General features: G+C 71.5%; 13 protein-coding genes. 9 read left to right on the top strand and 4 right to left on the bottom strand.

Annotated elements, in window-relative coordinates; all coding sequences use genetic code 11:
• The first annotated feature begins 3 nt into the window (after nucleotides 1-3).
• From GV126_RS25070 to GV126_RS25100, 7 genes are all read left to right on the top strand, one after another.
• The gene (locus tag GV126_RS25070; protein ID WP_159674071.1) at nucleotides 4-3,153 is read left to right on the top strand and encodes a helicase-related protein; all 3,150 of its coding nucleotides are present in this window, start codon (nucleotides 4-6) and stop codon (nucleotides 3,151-3,153) included.
• Nucleotides 3,150-5,033 carry a DUF1998 domain-containing protein gene (gene drmB, locus GV126_RS25075; protein ID WP_159670862.1) on the top strand — a complete coding sequence of 628 codons (1,884 nt, stop codon included), beginning with the start codon at nucleotides 3,150-3,152 and terminating at the stop codon, nucleotides 5,031-5,033. Before GV126_RS25070 ends, drmB begins: the two co-directional genes overlap by 4 nt.
• Before the next feature lie 5 nt (nucleotides 5,034-5,038).
• Nucleotides 5,039-6,151, top strand: coding sequence for an AAA family ATPase (locus GV126_RS25080; RefSeq protein ID WP_159670865.1), 1,113 nt, complete (start codon nucleotides 5,039-5,041; stop codon nucleotides 6,149-6,151).
• 164 nt (nucleotides 6,152-6,315) lie between these two features.
• Complete coding sequence (locus tag GV126_RS25085) at nucleotides 6,316-7,506, top strand: XRE family transcriptional regulator (protein WP_159670868.1); 1,191 nt, start codon at nucleotides 6,316-6,318, stop codon at nucleotides 7,504-7,506.
• A gap of 8 nt (nucleotides 7,507-7,514) precedes the next feature.
• A complete protein-coding gene (locus GV126_RS25090; protein ID WP_236570098.1) occupies nucleotides 7,515-8,069 on the top strand; it encodes a PIN domain-containing protein in 555 nt (184 codons plus the stop codon).
• A 62-nt stretch (nucleotides 8,070-8,131) separates the two neighbouring features.
• Nucleotides 8,132-9,436: a hypothetical protein gene (locus tag GV126_RS25095; protein ID WP_159670871.1), complete on the top strand. Its 1,305-nt coding sequence runs from the start codon at nucleotides 8,132-8,134 to the stop codon at nucleotides 9,434-9,436.
• A 113-nt stretch (nucleotides 9,437-9,549) separates the two neighbouring features.
• A complete protein-coding gene (locus GV126_RS25100; protein ID WP_159670874.1) occupies nucleotides 9,550-11,337 on the top strand; it encodes a coiled-coil domain-containing protein in 1,788 nt (595 codons plus the stop codon).
• Nucleotides 11,338-11,407: 70 nt separating this feature from the next.
• Here GV126_RS25100 and GV126_RS25105 read toward each other — a convergent pair whose 3' ends face one another.
• From GV126_RS25105 to GV126_RS25115, 3 genes are all read right to left on the bottom strand, one after another.
• Nucleotides 11,408-11,863, bottom strand: coding sequence for an ATP-binding protein (locus GV126_RS25105; protein WP_159670877.1), 456 nt, complete (start codon nucleotides 11,861-11,863; stop codon nucleotides 11,408-11,410).
• Between the two features lie 190 nt (nucleotides 11,864-12,053).
• Complete coding sequence (locus tag GV126_RS25110) at nucleotides 12,054-12,521, bottom strand: hypothetical protein (protein WP_159670880.1); 468 nt, start codon at nucleotides 12,519-12,521, stop codon at nucleotides 12,054-12,056.
• 98 nt (nucleotides 12,522-12,619) lie between these two features.
• On the bottom strand, nucleotides 12,620-12,844 hold the full coding sequence (locus GV126_RS25115) for a DUF397 domain-containing protein (RefSeq protein ID WP_159670883.1): 225 nt from the start codon (nucleotides 12,842-12,844) through the stop codon (nucleotides 12,620-12,622).
• 355 nt (nucleotides 12,845-13,199) lie between these two features.
• Between GV126_RS25115 and GV126_RS25120 the strand changes: the two genes are divergently transcribed.
• Together GV126_RS25120 and GV126_RS25125 are read left to right on the top strand one after the other, a co-directional pair.
• Nucleotides 13,200-14,090, top strand: a complete 891-nt coding sequence (locus GV126_RS25120; RefSeq protein WP_159670886.1) for a helix-turn-helix domain-containing protein — start codon at nucleotides 13,200-13,202, stop codon at nucleotides 14,088-14,090.
• A complete protein-coding gene (locus GV126_RS25125) occupies nucleotides 14,087-14,278 on the top strand; it encodes a DUF397 domain-containing protein (protein WP_159670889.1) in 192 nt (63 codons plus the stop codon). The genes GV126_RS25120 and GV126_RS25125 overlap by 4 nt, the downstream gene beginning before the upstream one ends.
• A gap of 46 nt (nucleotides 14,279-14,324) precedes the next feature.
• On the opposite strand, the gene GV126_RS25130 is transcribed toward GV126_RS25125, so the two are convergent.
• A complete protein-coding gene (locus GV126_RS25130; RefSeq protein ID WP_159670892.1) occupies nucleotides 14,325-14,852 on the bottom strand; it encodes a hypothetical protein in 528 nt (175 codons plus the stop codon).
• Between the last annotated feature and the right edge of the window lies 1 nt (nucleotide 14,853).

Raw genomic sequence — 14,853 nt, forward strand, 5'->3', positions numbered from 1 at the left:
CACATGGACCCCCGCCAGGAGCTGGTCGACTACCTCACCCGCCAGCTCGTCGGCCCCGCCGGCGGCGACGACGAAGTGCTCGACGCCCCGCCCGACCGGCAGTACCTGATGGGCACCCTCTACCCGCAGCAGGCCGAACTCCAGCGGCAGCTCGCCGTCACCGGTGACGAGCCCGAGGCGCCGGGTGCCGAGTTGTCCGCCCCCGACGTAAGCCCCGCCGCCGATCCCGTGCCCGAGACCAACAGCTGGCTGCCGGCCTCCCTCGGCCTCAGCTTCTACACCGACGCCACCGAGGTCGAGGTGAGCTGCACCGCCGCCCGCTACGAGACGCGGCGGGGCGAAGCGGGGCGCGGCAGGCGCTGGCACCGCATACCCCTTCGGCCCGAGACGCACCAGATCGGCCCCGACCGCCAGGACGTGCCCGTCCTCGACGACCGCGCGAGGATCCAGGTGACCCGCCGCCGCTACGGCGACGGCACGCTGATCACCGTGGCCCTGATCAACGACCGCCACCACGACAGCTCCGGCGGCAAGACGCCCAACTGGGACGACATGCTGTTCCAGTGCGGGCTCACCGTCCGCCCCGTCGACGGATCCGTGCTGCCGTATCCCAGCGTCCGACTTGCCAGCCGCGATCCCGAGGAACGCGAACTCCGCCTCCAGTACCGGCATGTCATCACTCATGCCGTCGGCCACGGCTGCGCCGTCCGCGAGGAACGCGGCCACGACGGCCGCGTCGAACTCCTCGCCTGCGAGGTCCTGCCGCGCGCCGAGGTACCGGCCGTCCGGGCCGGCGGCCCGCTCGACGCCCCGGTCCTTAACCTTCCCCACCTTGCGGACCCCGCCGTCGACAGGGACCAACTGCGCGAAGAGCTGGCTGAGTTCGCTGCCGCCTATCACGGCTGGTACGTGGCTCAACGCTCCGTCGAGGTCCCGGAGTGGGGGCGGGAGGCCGCGGAGCGGATCCTGGACCGCATACATCGGGCGGTCACCCGGATCGACGCGGGCGTGCGCACCCTGTGCGACCCCGGCCGACCCGACGTGCTCGACGCCTTCCGTGTCGCCCAGCGCGCCATGCTGCTGCAGATGCGGCATTCCGCTCCCGACCAGGCCGGTCAGCGGCGTCTGCGCTCCGATGCCGTGGCCCTCGACCCGCCCGTCGACCCGCATGCCGCCTGGCGGCCCTTCCAGCTCGCCTTCTTCCTCCTCGCCCTCGACGGTGTCGTCGACCCCGGGCACGAGGACCGGGCGACCACCGACTTGATCTGGTTCCCCACCGGCGGTGGCAAGACCGAGGCCTATCTGCTGCTGGCCGCCTTCACCATCGCCCTGCGCCGGATCCGCGGCGAGGGTGGCGGGACCACCGTGCTCAGCCGCTACACCCTCAGCCTGCTCACGACCCAGCAGTTCCAGCGCGCCGCCACCACGATCTGCGCCCTGGAGCACCTCCGCCGCACCGAACCCGGTCTCGGACTCGGTACCGAACCCATCACCATCGGCCTGTGGGTCGGAGACACCACCACCCCGAACACGTACCAGTCGGCCAAGAAGGCCTTCGACGAGCAGCGCGCGGCCAGTCACCCGGAGGACGTGTTCATTCTCGACCGCTGCCCCTGGTGCGGGACACGCATCCTGCCGCCGTCCTGGTCCAGCGTCCGCGCCGACTACGGCGTCCGCGCCGGGACGGACGCGTTCGCGTTCCACTGCACCCGTGACGCGTGCGCCTTCCATGACGTCCTGCCCGTCGCCGTCGTCGACCAGCATCTCTACGAGGCTCCGCCCACCTTCGTCCTGGGCACCGTCGACAAGTTCGCCCGGCTCGCCTGGGAACCCGACTCCGGCCGCCTCTTCGGAACCGGTACCGGCCACCGGCCCCCGTCGCTGATCATCCAGGACGAGCTGCACCTGCTCACCGGACCGCTCGGCACCACGGTCGGGCTCTACGAGGCGGCCGTCCTGGAGCTGTGCACCGGACCGGACAGCCACCCGCCCAAGATCGTCGCCGCCACGGCCACCATCCGGCGCTCCGCGGAACAGGTCCGCGCCCTGCACCACCAGGACGTCCAGCTCTTTCCCCCGTCCGGACTCGACGCTCGCGACAGTTTCTTCGCCGTCCCCGACGCCGGCCGCCCCGGCCGCCTCTACCTCGGTGTCATGGCGCAGGGTCACACCGCCGGTCGCGGTGCCGTCGCCACCACGGCGGCCATGCTGCAGGGCGTCCACCAGCTGCCCGAGGAACACCGCGACGCCTACTGGACCCTCGTCGCCTACCACCACAGCCTGCGCGAACTCGGCCGTACCGTCACCGCCGCCGGCGACGACATCCCCGCCCAGCTCCGCGGACTCGACGAGGGCGCCGGGACGCGGGAGCTGGCCGGCGACCAGGTCCAGCAGCTCGACAGCAGCGTGCGGCGCGCCGATCAGCCGATCCTCCTCGACCGCCTCGAAAAGCCCTGGAACGACCCTCGAGCGGTGTCGTTCCTGCCGTGCACCAACATGCTCTCCGTCGGCGTCGACGTGAAGCGGCTCGCCTACATGCTCATGCAGGGCCAGCCCAAGACCACCGCCGAGTACATCCAGGCCACCAGCCGCGTCGGCCGCCACCGGGTGCCCGGACTCGTCGTCACCTACTTCAACGCCACCCGCCCGCGCGACCGCTCCCACTACGAGACGTTCGTCGACTACCACCGGGCTCTCTACCGCTACGTCGAGCCCGCCAGCGTCACCCCCTGGTCGCTGCCCGCCCGGCGCCGGGCCCTGCACGCGGCACTCGTGATCCTCGTCCGCCACCGGCTCGGCCTCGCCGCCGAGAACCAGGCCGGACGGATCACTGACCACCGGGAAGAGGCCGCGCGGATCGCGGACGCCCTCGCCGTGCGGGCCGCGACAGCGGAACGGGGCGCCGCCGGAGCCGACGCCGACACCGTACGCACCGAGGTACGGGCCGAACTCGGCTATCTCCTCGACAGCTGGTACCGGCTGGCCGGCACCGCCGCCGCCGAGGGCAAGCACCTCTACTACCGCAACCAGGGCAAAGGCCAGCACAACCTGCTCAAGGCCTTCGAGCAGCGCTACGGCCTGTGGGAGACCCCCAACTCGATGCGCAGCGTGGACCGGGAGTGCCAGATCACCGTGACAGGAGCAGGAAAGTGAAGCGCAAACTCCGCGTCCGCCAGGCGCAGACCGTCCTGCCGTTCGGCGTGGGCGCGATACTCGACGTCCAGGGGGAGTCCTTCGTCGCCGCCGGCATCGAGAGGTGGCCGGATCTCAAGACACCCGTCCCCTCCGAGCGGCTCGCCACCCGGCTCGGCGTCAAGAACTTCTACGCCGCACCCCACACCCTCAACGACCGTTACGACCAGCCCGACCGCCCGGGCGTGCCCTACATCCGCTTCCCCGGCTGGCTGTTCTGCGGCGCCTGCCGGAGCATGGTCCGCGTGCTGCGCGAGCACGAGAAGCCCGGCGAGCCGCCCGTCTGCACGTCGTGCGCTGCCGCGCCCCGTCTCACCCCGATGCGCTTCGTGCGCATCTGCGCGGACGGGCACCTCGACGACGTCGACTGGTGGTACTGGGCCCATTCCAAGCTCCCGCCCGAACTGCGGGACTCCTGCCCCGAGTCGGAGAACGCCTGGAAGGCACGCCGTCTCAGCTTCCGTGTAGCCGACCGCGCCTCCGGCCTCGAAGCGCTCTCGGTGCACTGCGGAGCGACCCGGCAGGACGGCACGCCGTGCGGCGCCCAGCGCGACCTGCTCGACATCCTCGGCCCGCAGGGCGGGCACTGCCCGGGCCGCAACCCCTGGCAGCGCTGGGACACAAGAGCATCCTGCGACCAGCAGGTGCACATCGTGCAGCGCACCGCCGGCAACGTCTACTACCCGGTCGTCTACTCCGCCCTCGACATCCCGCAGACCACCGAGGCCCCGCGAGCGGAGCGGAACCTGGCGGAGGCCGTCCTGAACCACGGCTGCTGGCCTCTGCTGCTCGACGCACTCGGCACCCCGCGCGCCGACACGTTCCGCGGCATGATCAAGGAGGACACCGAGGCCCCGGACAGCCTCATCGACCACCTCGTAGCGGAGGCCACCGGCGCCCCGGCCGCACCTTCTCCCGCCGGCCCGCGGTCCGCCCAGCGCGAGAAGATCGACCTGAGCCGCGACGAGTGGTACGCCTTCGACGCCGACCGGTTCCCCGAGCCCAGCAAGGAGTTCGCCGTCCGCCGCGGCGGACTCGGCCTCGACGGAGAACAGGAGGAGCCCTGGGCCACCCTCGACGCGCACATCGGCAAGGTCGTCCTCGTCGACCGGCTGCGTGAGGTGCGGGCGCTGACCGGCTTCCGCCGCCACTCCCCGAACGGCACCCTGGTACCGGCCGACACCAGTGGCCGTCTGCGCTGGCTGCCCGCGACCGAGGTCTACGGCGAGGGGATCGTCCTCACCCTCGACGAGCGGCGGCTGACCGCCTGGGAGCAGGACCCCCGCGTCCGGGCCCACGTCCTCGGCGTCCGGGCCGACCTCGACGCGTCGTTCCGCGGCGACCAGCTGGCCGAGACCGTCGGCGCCGAACTCTCCCCCCGGTTCCTGCTGCTGCACACCGTCGCCCACCTCCTCATCCGCCAGCTCTCCTTCGACTCCGGCTACACCACCGCCAGCCTCCGTGAACGCGTCTACGGCCGTCCCGAGTACGGCCAGCACGGACTGCTCATCTACACGGCCGCCGGCGACGCGGAGGGCACCCTCGGCGGTCTCGTCCGGCAGGGCGAGGCACCCAACTTCGCCGAGACGCTCATCCGGATGCTGGAAGCGGCAGCCTGGTGCTCGGCGGACCCGCTGTGCGCCGAACACACCGGTCAGGGTTTCGGCAACCTCAACCGGGCCGCCTGTCACGCCTGCACCCTGCTGCCCGAGACGAGCTGCGAGACCGGCAACACCCTCCTCGACCGCGCCCTGGTCGTGGGTTCGGCCCGCGTCCCCGGCTACTTCACCGACGTCCTCACCGCGAGCCGCGAGTACGCCGCCGCCACCGCCCAGGGATGACCCCGATGACCACCGCGCACACGCCCGTGCTCCACCCGGACCTCTCCCCGGCCCAGCGTGACTGTCTGGAGGCCCTGCCGCTGTCGGGCAACCATCTCGTCAGCGGCCCGCCCGGCAGCGGCAAGAGCCTGCTCGCCGCACACCGCGCCGTCCACCTCGCTCTCACCGACCGCCCCACACTGCTGCTGTCCCGCTCGAACCTGCTGCGCCAGCTCCTGCGCGACACCCTGCGGGGCCTGACGGTCCCCGGCGCCCCGGTCGAGGCCGCCACCGTCCACAGCTGGATCCAGCGCCGCTTCGGCCGGGACGTCCCGCGCACCGAGGACGGCTGGTTCGACTGGCCGACCCTCACCCGCCGGGCCGCGGACACCCTCGGCGAGGACGAGTCGACCACCCCGCACCTGGTCATCGACGAAGGCCAGGACCTGTCCCCGGGCTTCTACCGGCTGGTCCGTCTCACCGCTGCCTCCGTCACGGTCTTCGCCGACGAGTGCCAGCGCCTGACGGAGACGAACTCCACCCTGGCCGAGATCGCCGAGGCCCTCGGCCGCTCCACGGGCCGCACGGAGATCTCCGGCAACCATCGCAACACCCGCGAGATCGCCGCCCTCGCTGAACACTTCCGCACCGGCGGCAGCCGGCCCGCCCTCCCCTTCCGCAGCGGCGCCCTGCCCGTGCTCCATCACTACACCGGCCCCGGGGACCTCGCCGACGACATCGCCGGCCTGGCGGCGAGGCAACCGCGGCACCGCATCGGCGTCATCGTCAACTCACTGCGGACGGCCGCCGACCTGATGAGCCGCCTGGAACGAGCAAGCCTCGCCCAGGAACCCCAGCTGTACAGCTCGACCGCCACCTCCGGCCGCTACCGTGACCTCGACCTCTCCCGCCCCGGCGTCGTCCTCGTCCACCGCGCCAGCGCCAAGGGTCTGGACTTCGACACCGTCGTCATCGCCGACGCGGAATCCGATGCCGGCACCGACCCCACGTCGGCGGCCCTGCGCATGGCGTACTACGTCATGATCACCCGGGCCCGCGAGCGGCTGGTGCTGGGCTGGCAGGGGAGCCGGTTGCCGCGGCATCTGGAGGGGCTGGACGGGTGGGTGGGTACACGGTGACGGCGGGACAGAGGGCGCGAGCGTGCGCCGCCGCCGGGACCACTCGGATCGTCGGCACGGGAACGCAAGGAGGGTCATTGGCGGTGGCCGCCATGGGGCGCCACGGGGCAGACGGCCCCCGCCGACGTGTTGCGATTTTCGCAACACGCGGATACCGTGGGCTGATGACCGAGACTGTGATCGACCGTGTACGCAGGGTTATGGACGCAGCCTCCTTGTCCCAGGCCGCGTTCGCCGATCGGGTGGGTCTTTCTCCGGACAAGCTCTCCAAGTCGCTCAGCGGCGTGCGCCGCTTCAGTTCTCTGGATCTCGCCCGTATCGCGGAAGCCACCGGCACGACGGTGGACTACCTGCTCAGCGGACGCGAGCCGGTACGTCCCCGTTCCGCCGCCCGCCCCGCCGGGACGATTGCCGAAGGGACGGGGTGGGCCGAGATCGAGGCGATCGCCTGCCGTTACCAGAACGCCTACGACGTCCTGAAACTGCTGGGCCGGCCCCGCCCGGTCCCCGACCTGCCCGCACCCCGCCCGGATCTCGAACGGTACGTCGACCAAGGCGAACGTCTGGCGGCCGACCTCACGGACCACCTCGCGCGGCGAAACGCGGGATCCCCCGCCGGCATGGATCTGCCGGCCTTGACCCGGCTCCTCGCGGACCACTGCGGAATCGACGTGGCGCTCGTCGACTTCCCCGCCCGGGCTGCCCTGTCCGGTGCGACCTGGCAGTCCGACGCCTTCCGCATCGTCCTGCTCGCGACCACCCAGGAGTGGACCCGGGCGCGCTTCACCCTGGCCCACGAGGTCGGACACCTTCTCGCCCGTGACGCCCAGGACCTGCGCGCCGACGCGGCACCACAGCCCGGCAGGCAGAAGGACTACGCGGAGGTGAGGGCCAACGTCTTCGCCGCCCACTTCCTGATGCCGGAAGCCGAGGTGCGGGCTGCCTGGGAGCGCACGGTCACCGACCCGGACAGCCCCACCGACGCCGAACTCAGCGAACTCGTCGTCACGTTCAAGGTGTCACCGAGTGCGCTGGCGGCGCGCCTCAACCGACTCGGCCTCCTCGACACCGCCCGCCGGGACCGGTTCCGAGGCTTCACCACCGAGACGTGCCACGTCCTCACGGGCCGGCTCGACGACCACTACCGCCACCGTGCGGAATCCGCGGTGGCCCGCCCGCCGCTGGTCCCGATGGCGGAACTGCTCGCCGCGTACGAGGCCGGTGAGACGACGCTCCGCCCGCTGGCCGCCTACCTGGACCGCACCGTCGACGACCTGAGAGCCATAGTCGAACCCGCGCGCGCCGCACGCCCACTGCCGGAGGACGAGAAGGGCGACCCGGTATTCCAGCCATGACAGGTCCCTTGGATTCTCCCAGCCGCGTCAGCCTCTTCCCCGACAACACGGTTCTGTGCAACTTCGGCAGCGTGCGACGTCTGGATCTGCTCCGCAAGGTGCTCGACGGGTGCGGCCGATGGACCGAAGCGGTGGCGGAGGAAGCCCGTCGCAGCGCCGCCTACGTGCGCGACCTCGCCCAGCTCCCCGCCGAGGGCTGGCTGGGCGAGCCGATCGAGTTGTGCACCGATGCCGAGATCGCCCTCGCGGATCGGCTGCGCCGGGCGGTGTTCGGCGGCGCCCCGACCGAGCCCCTGCGTCACCTCGGTGAAGCCGAAACCCTCGCCCTGATCCAGACGCGTGAGGAGTTCGCCGGTGCCGTCTGGATCACGGACGACCGCGACGCGGGCGAGTACGCCACCGCACGTGGCATCCCCGTCAAGACCAGCGTCACCGTCATGCGCGAGGCTGTGGTGGCCGGGCACATCCACTGCATCGAAGGGCACCGCCTTCTTCTCGACATGGTGGCCGGCGGCCGGCACCTTCGCGGTGTCCCGGAGCGCGCCGAGCGGCTGCTGGACTGACGGGCGGCCGTGGTTGTCGGAGGCCCGCCGTAGGGTGTCCGGGGAGACAAGAGGGGGAGATCATGACTGACGACCGCCGGACGACCGTGCCGGTGTGGACGCTGGCGACCGGTGACACCCGGGTACCGGCGCTGACCGAGGGCGAGTCGATGACGGCCGAGCGCCTGGCCGAACTGCGCAGTGTGCTGGCCGCCCTGGCCGACGAGCCGATCGTCACCCTTGAGGTGCACCCGCTGCCCGGCAGGATCGACCGGAGCCGTGGCATCCGGCTCGACGCTGTGAGTCCCTTGGCGCAGCACCTGTCGGATTTCGTCACGCGAGCCTCGCGCAGTTCCCTCACGACGGCCAAGGTGACCGCCTCCGGTGAGAACCTGTACCGCATCGTGGTCCCGGCAAAGCACGCCGCCCAACTCGGCCAGGGCCTTCTGCGCTCAATGCCGTCAAACGCGGTGGCCGGTGGGATTCGCGGGCCGATCGTGGACACCGCGGGCAAGATCGTGGGCGGCGCGACGTTCGTGCCGGTCGGAGGGGCCGCAGCGGCGGGCACGGCCGGCGGGGCGGGGGCGACCGCGGGCGCCGTGGCCGCCGGCGGTACGGCGCTCACCGTGGCCGCTCCGCTGGTGCTCATGGCCGTCGCGGTTGGCGTGAGTGCGCACGCCGACCACAAGCGTCAGCAGGCCATCGAGCACATCACGGAGATGCTGGAGCAACTCCAGCAGGACAGGCTCGACGACGAGCACAGCGCACTCAACGGATGCCGTGCGGCCATCGACAAGGCCACGGCTGTTCTGCTCGACCAGGGCAAGCTCGGCCTGTCGCTGGGACTCGACTCGGCGGTGCACACCCTCGACACGGCGCTGAGCAAGGCCGAGGACCGCCTCGCCCGGTGGCAGGGCGCGCTCGACGCACTGCCCGAGGGCGCACCCGTCGACCTCGGCACGCTGACGAAGGCGTTCCCCGGCATCGACGACGACGCGGGCACGTTCCGCGCCCACCTCGAACTCGCCTCCCTGGCCATCGCTCTGAAGCGGCGGGTCGCCGTCCTCCAGGCCGTGGAGCACGCCGACGCCGAGCCCGGCAACCCGTTCCGCAACTTCACCCGCGTACTGCGGCGCGAGCAGCGAAGCGTCGACGCGCTGGAGTCGGGCATCGCCCAGGTCCTGGTACGCCTGTCGGCACTCGAACTGGGACGTTCGAGCCGGCGCCCCCTCCTCGCCCCCGAGGCCGACCGCCTGCTGCGGGCCGCGCACCGCCTCCGCCGGCTGGGCGACGGGGCCGTGCCCGACGCCCGCGCGACGGACGTGGCGATCGAGATGGCCCGCGACAAGGACGGCTCGGTGGTGGTGTTCCCTGCGCTGGCCGCGTAGGCGTTGACGCGTTCGCACTCACCCGGTAATCGGTTCTGTTCGCCACCATCTGCCATCGCTCTCGTTCTTCGTCGATCAAACAGAGGTCAGCGTTGAGACCCACTCCACTGGTGATGCCCAGCCGCAAGCCCACGCCAAAGGCTCCGCGGTGGGGCCGGGGCGAGTTCGTCCGAGACGAGCCGCGCGCCGAGAACCCGCTGGTCTACCGGGCGGTCCTGCCGATCCCCGACGACGAGCAGGAGCAGATGTTCGCCGGGGCTCGCTCATGCTTCACCTCCTGGCTGGAGAGCAAGGGACTGGCGACGCACCTCTCCTCGGGTGTTCATCGGCTCACGGAGACCTACACCCTCACCGTGACCGATTCATACGACACCGACGGCCACCAGACCGCCCTGCGGCTTCGTCTACGGGAGAGCAAGGAGGACAGGCACGAGGGGACCTGGCAGACGACACTCACGTCCGCTGTCGACCGCGCGTCGAACACCGCGTACGTCGGTGTCGACCTGGAGCACTACCCCAGTCCGGGCAGACGGCAGGTCACGCCGGTACCTCCTCGGCTCGTCCGCGAAATACTGGACCACTTCACCGTGTCGGACGGGACGATCCGGCTCACCACGGCACCTCACCTCGTCCGCTCCGACTCGGTCGGCCTGCTCACGTCCGCTCTCACCGATCCCACCCGTGGGCTTCCGTTGGTCCTCGTGGCGGAGCCACCCAACGACGATGCGACCTGGGAGAAGCTGCTGACGGGAGTCGTCAGAAACCTGGTCGGCATTGCCTCGGTGTTCCGGCTGGAGCGGGAGGCCGTTCCCGCGTTCCGGGAGGCGGCCGGGGACCGGCACGACGTGTTCCCGGGTCAGATACGCACCTATCTGCCGGGCGTCGCCCTCGGCTCCGCCGAAGACGGTCGGCGGCATCGTCTGCTGACGTACCGACGGCTCAGCGATCCGAAGTTCCGCAACGCGGACATCCGGATTTCCAGATATCCACGCCAGCACGCTGTCACCACACCGCAACCGGCCCTGCTCGCCGAGCCCGCGTTCCCAGGCATCGAGGAGGTCCTCAAGGATCTGCGCGCGGCACGGTCCCAGACCGCTGAGTCCTCGGGAAACGAGACCGTCGACTCCCTGCGGGCCCAGTTGAGCACGGCAAACGAGACGATCGACAAAGCGCTGGAAGAGCTGAGCGAGGCCGCCAGCGCCCGAGACCTGGCGGAGCGCAGCAGACGCGCGCTCGACGAGCAGCTACGGGAGGCGACCGACCGCTACGAGGACGAGATCGCCGACCACGACGCCACCCAGGCCCAACTGTCCGCCTTGCGCCACCAAGTGGCGGTTCTGCAGCAGCGGCTGGTCGAGGCCGGCCGGGCGGAGGACGCCTACACGCCGCCGGCGGAAGAACCGGCGCCGATGTCCTTCGCCGAACTGAACGAACGGGTGCAGGAGCGGATGCAGCATCTTGTCCTGACCTACGACACGAGCAAGGCGGAGGACCTCGACGACGACATCAAAAGTTCGACTTGGGCGTCGAAGGTGTGGGACGCCCTGCTGGCGCTGGACTCGTACGGGGCGTGCAGCGGCGGCGAGCAGGGATTCGACGGAACCTTCCGGGATTTCTGCGAGGCTTCCCCGCAGGGCATGCGCACCTATCCGGTGACGCGTGTGGCCATGGTGGAGTCCGAATCCGTGCGCAGCGACAAGAAGTTCCGGCAGCAGCGCATGCTCCCGGTGCCGTCGGAGGTCGACGCCTCGGGCAAGGTGTTCATGGAAGCCCACATAAAGATCGACAGCAAGGGAAGGATCGCCCCTCGCGTTCACTTCTACGACGACACGGCGGGCGCCACGGGCAAGGTGATCGTCGGCTACATCGGGCCCCACCTTTCGAATACTCGTACGAACTAAGTGGCTGGCCGAGTTTCGTTTCGAGGAAGGGGGTCGGGCGGTGGAGTGCGGCCGGGCCGTGCTGCACGCGTCACGGCGTCGTCTCCCTTCGCGTGGACAGCGCCGCCCGGACGGTCTTGCCGCCCGGCGGGTACGGGACGCAGTCCCAGTGATCGGCGAGGGCGGTCACCAGCGCCAGACCGCGACCGCCGAGGCGGAGCGCGTCGCCCTCCGTGCCGCAGGCCGTGCGGTGCGGGTAGGCGTCTCCGCGGGCGTCGGTGACCTCGATGCGCAGGTGTCCGGCCGCGGCGTCGTACACGAGCGTCAGCCGGAAGCTGCGGCCCGGTACGCGGCCGTGGAGCACGGCGTTCGCCGCGAGTTCGGCGACGACGATCTCGGCGCGCTCCGTCAGGTCGTCCGGGGCGCCCCAGGACCGCAGTTCGGTGACGGTGAGCAACCGGGCCAGCCGGGCGCCGCGCCGCGTGGAGGACAGCAGTTGCGTGAAGGTGCCCGCCGGGGCGCCGACGTCGGGTGTCGCGTGATTCATGACGCCAGCGTGGCGGGAGGGCGCCGGTGAGGGCGAGGGCCGTGCCCCGTACGCGGGGTCAGCGTACGGACGCGGAGGGTGCCCGGTGTGGTCGGCCCGACCGCCCGCCCTCCGCCACGCAGGGTGACGGGTGCGGACGGCCGTGCGGAGCCGTCGCGGTGGGCCACGGGCCGGTCGTCCCGGCTCCCGACTACGCGCACGGGCAGGCCAGTTCGGGCTTCGCGCGGTTCGGGGAGCACGTCACCACGGCCAGGGACAGGTAAGAGGGGCGGTCGAGGTAGTAGCCGTACGACACGTCGGCGCCCGAGCGCAGACTCTCCGCGGCGGCGTCCACCAGCCGGGCCAGGCGCGCGGTGTCCCGGTCGGCCGCGCAGGTGAACCGGGGCGCGTACTCGGCCAGCCGCTCACCGAGCCACGCCGCCGCCTCCTTCGCCTCGTCCCACGTGCCCCGCACCAGGGAGCGCGGCTTGACGAGCCAGTACGCCGTCTCCAGCGGCGGCAGGTCCGCCGTGCGGAACTCCGCGGCCGCCTGCCGGTAGCGCTCGATCACTTCCGGCCTGCTCTCCGCCGGGGGCGGATCGGGGTGCGGGGGCCGCCGCAGGGCCTCGTCGTCGAAGCGCGCCTTCGGGCCGGTCCACAGGTAGGCGTGGTGGTGCATGAGCTGTCCTGCTTCCTGCTGCGGGAAGCGCCGGCCGGACGCGGGGAGGGCCCTGGTCCGGCCGGCAGGGGGAAAGGGTGGTGCAGTGGGGGTGAGGATCAGACGCCGAGGCCGAAGCGCGCCGGGTCGATACCGGCCGCGGCCAGCTCCGCCGTGGTGAACCGCAGCGGCTGCGCGTCCGGCCGCTTGCTGTCGCCGAGGGCCCAGGCGTCCGCGCCGATCCGGGCCAGCGTCACGCATCCCTCCGTGCAGGGACCGCCGCACGCCTTCACGAACGAGGCCCCGCTGATGTCCAGCGCGTACAGGTGGGTTCCGTTCTGCATCTGTGCACCTTCCAGGTCGTCTGAACGCGGCCGGGACCGACCGCCGCCGCCCGTGCCCGGGCGGGAGCCGACGGGAGGGAGTGAGGTGCGGCCGGGTGTTCCCGTACGGCGCTCCGGACCACGGCGCTCGCGACTACGGCGCTCCGGACTGCGGGAACGGGCCGTTCCTCCTCGCTCTCCCTGCCGTCAGAGTGGCGGTCGGACGGGGCGAGGACGAGTCTGGCACCCCGTACGCTGAGTCAGCGTACGGACACGAAGAGTGGACGGTACGGGTGGTGTTCCGTCACGCTGGCCGGTGACTGCGGGGCGGCGTGAGGAGCCGCCGCGGGTGCCGTACGGCAGAAAGGGGCGGCGGATGGGAAGCGTCGGAGTCGAGGGGGAGGCGGTGGCCGAGGGCGCCGGCGCGCGGGCGGTTCCGGCGGGGGAGTGGGAACGCGAGCCCCACCCGTCCGACAGCCTCCGCACGTTCGGCGCCGTCGTCCAGGCCCTGCGCGAACACGCGGGCCTCAGCCGGGCCGAGCTGAGCGCCCGGGTCCAGTTCTCCAAGCACACCGTGGAGTCGGTGGAGCTGGGCCGCCGGATGCCCGATGAGGCGTTCGTGGAGCGCGCGGAGGAGGCCCTCGGCAACACGGGCGCGCTGCGGAAGGCCGCCCGGCATCTGACGCGGGGCGAGGCGGGGCTCGCGGCGTGGTTCCGCCGGTGGGCCCGGCTGGAGCGGGAGGCGGTGAGCCTGTGCACGTACGAGTGCCGGTTGGTGCCGGGGTTGTTGCAGTCGGAGGCGTATGCGCGGGCGGTGTTCGACAACAGCATCCCGCTGCTGACCGATGAGCAGACGGAAGCCCAGGTTGCCGCGCGGATGGAGCGGCAGACGATGATGCGGGAGCGGCCGACGGTGCCGTTCGGCTTCATCGTGGAGGAGGCGGTCTTCCGGCGCGGGCTGGGTGGCCCCCAGGTGCAGGCGAGCATGCTGGACCACGTCCTTGAGCTGACCGCGCCGCGCAACGTCACGCTGCAAGTGGTGCCGCTGGAGTTGGAGTTTCATGGGTGCTTGGACGGGCCCGTACGCATCCTGGAGACTCCGGACGGGCGGCGGCTCGGCTACTCCGAAGGGCAGCAGAACGGGCGGTTGATCTCCGACCCGAAAGAGATGAGCTTGCTCTGCCGACGCTATGACACACTGCGCTCGCAGGCCCTCAATCCCAAGGAGTCCCGGGACCTGCTGGAGCGACTGCGAGGAGAGCTATGAACAGCGGAACGACGGAACTCGCTTGGTTCAAGTCCAGCTACAGCGGCACCCAGGGCGATGACTGCGTGGAGGTAGCGATCGCCGAACACGCCGTCCACGTGCGGGACTCGAAGGACGTGAACCGCCCGGCCTTCGCCGTCGGCCGGGAAGGCTGGGGGCGGTTCGTGCGGTTCGCGTCGGAGTGCTGAGCGACTTGAGGGCGTGCCGTCGGCTGGAGCAGCGGACGGCACGCCCTCACCGCGTCGAGGAGTCCTTGGCCCTGTCCGTGGACCCGTAGCCGAGGGCGGCGCGGTTGATGAAACGGTCACCGAGGTCGCGCACGGGCGCGGGCTTCGGCTTCTGCGCGACGCTCTTCGCCGTGGACTTCTTCGGAGCGGGCTTCTTGCCGCCCGCACGGTTGGCTGCTTTCGGCTTCGCTTGCTGGGCCTTCTTGGCAGCCGGGGTGTTGCGCGCCGCGTACTTCTTGCGGAGCGCCGAGAGCTGCTCCCGCTCCTGCACGGTCAGGTGGGCGGGGAGGTCGTCGGTGAGAGCGCGAGCCCGGCTGAGGGCGTAACGCGCCTCATTCCAGTGCTTCGTGTTGATGGCCGCGCGGGCCACGCTGATGGTCCGCTGCAACGCCTTGATCTTCGCCGGCTGGCGCTTGGGTAGCGGTGACTCGGCCCCGCTGCTCCGCCGCTGCCCGGCCGCACGCGTGCCCCAGTCCGCGCCCGACGTCAGGACGACGATCGAGCGCGGGTTGCTGGTCTGGCTTCGGCGTACCACG

Source organism: Streptomyces mexicanus (assembly GCF_902506575.1).
GTDB lineage: Bacteria > Actinomycetota > Actinomycetes > Streptomycetales > Streptomycetaceae > Streptomyces > Streptomyces mexicanus.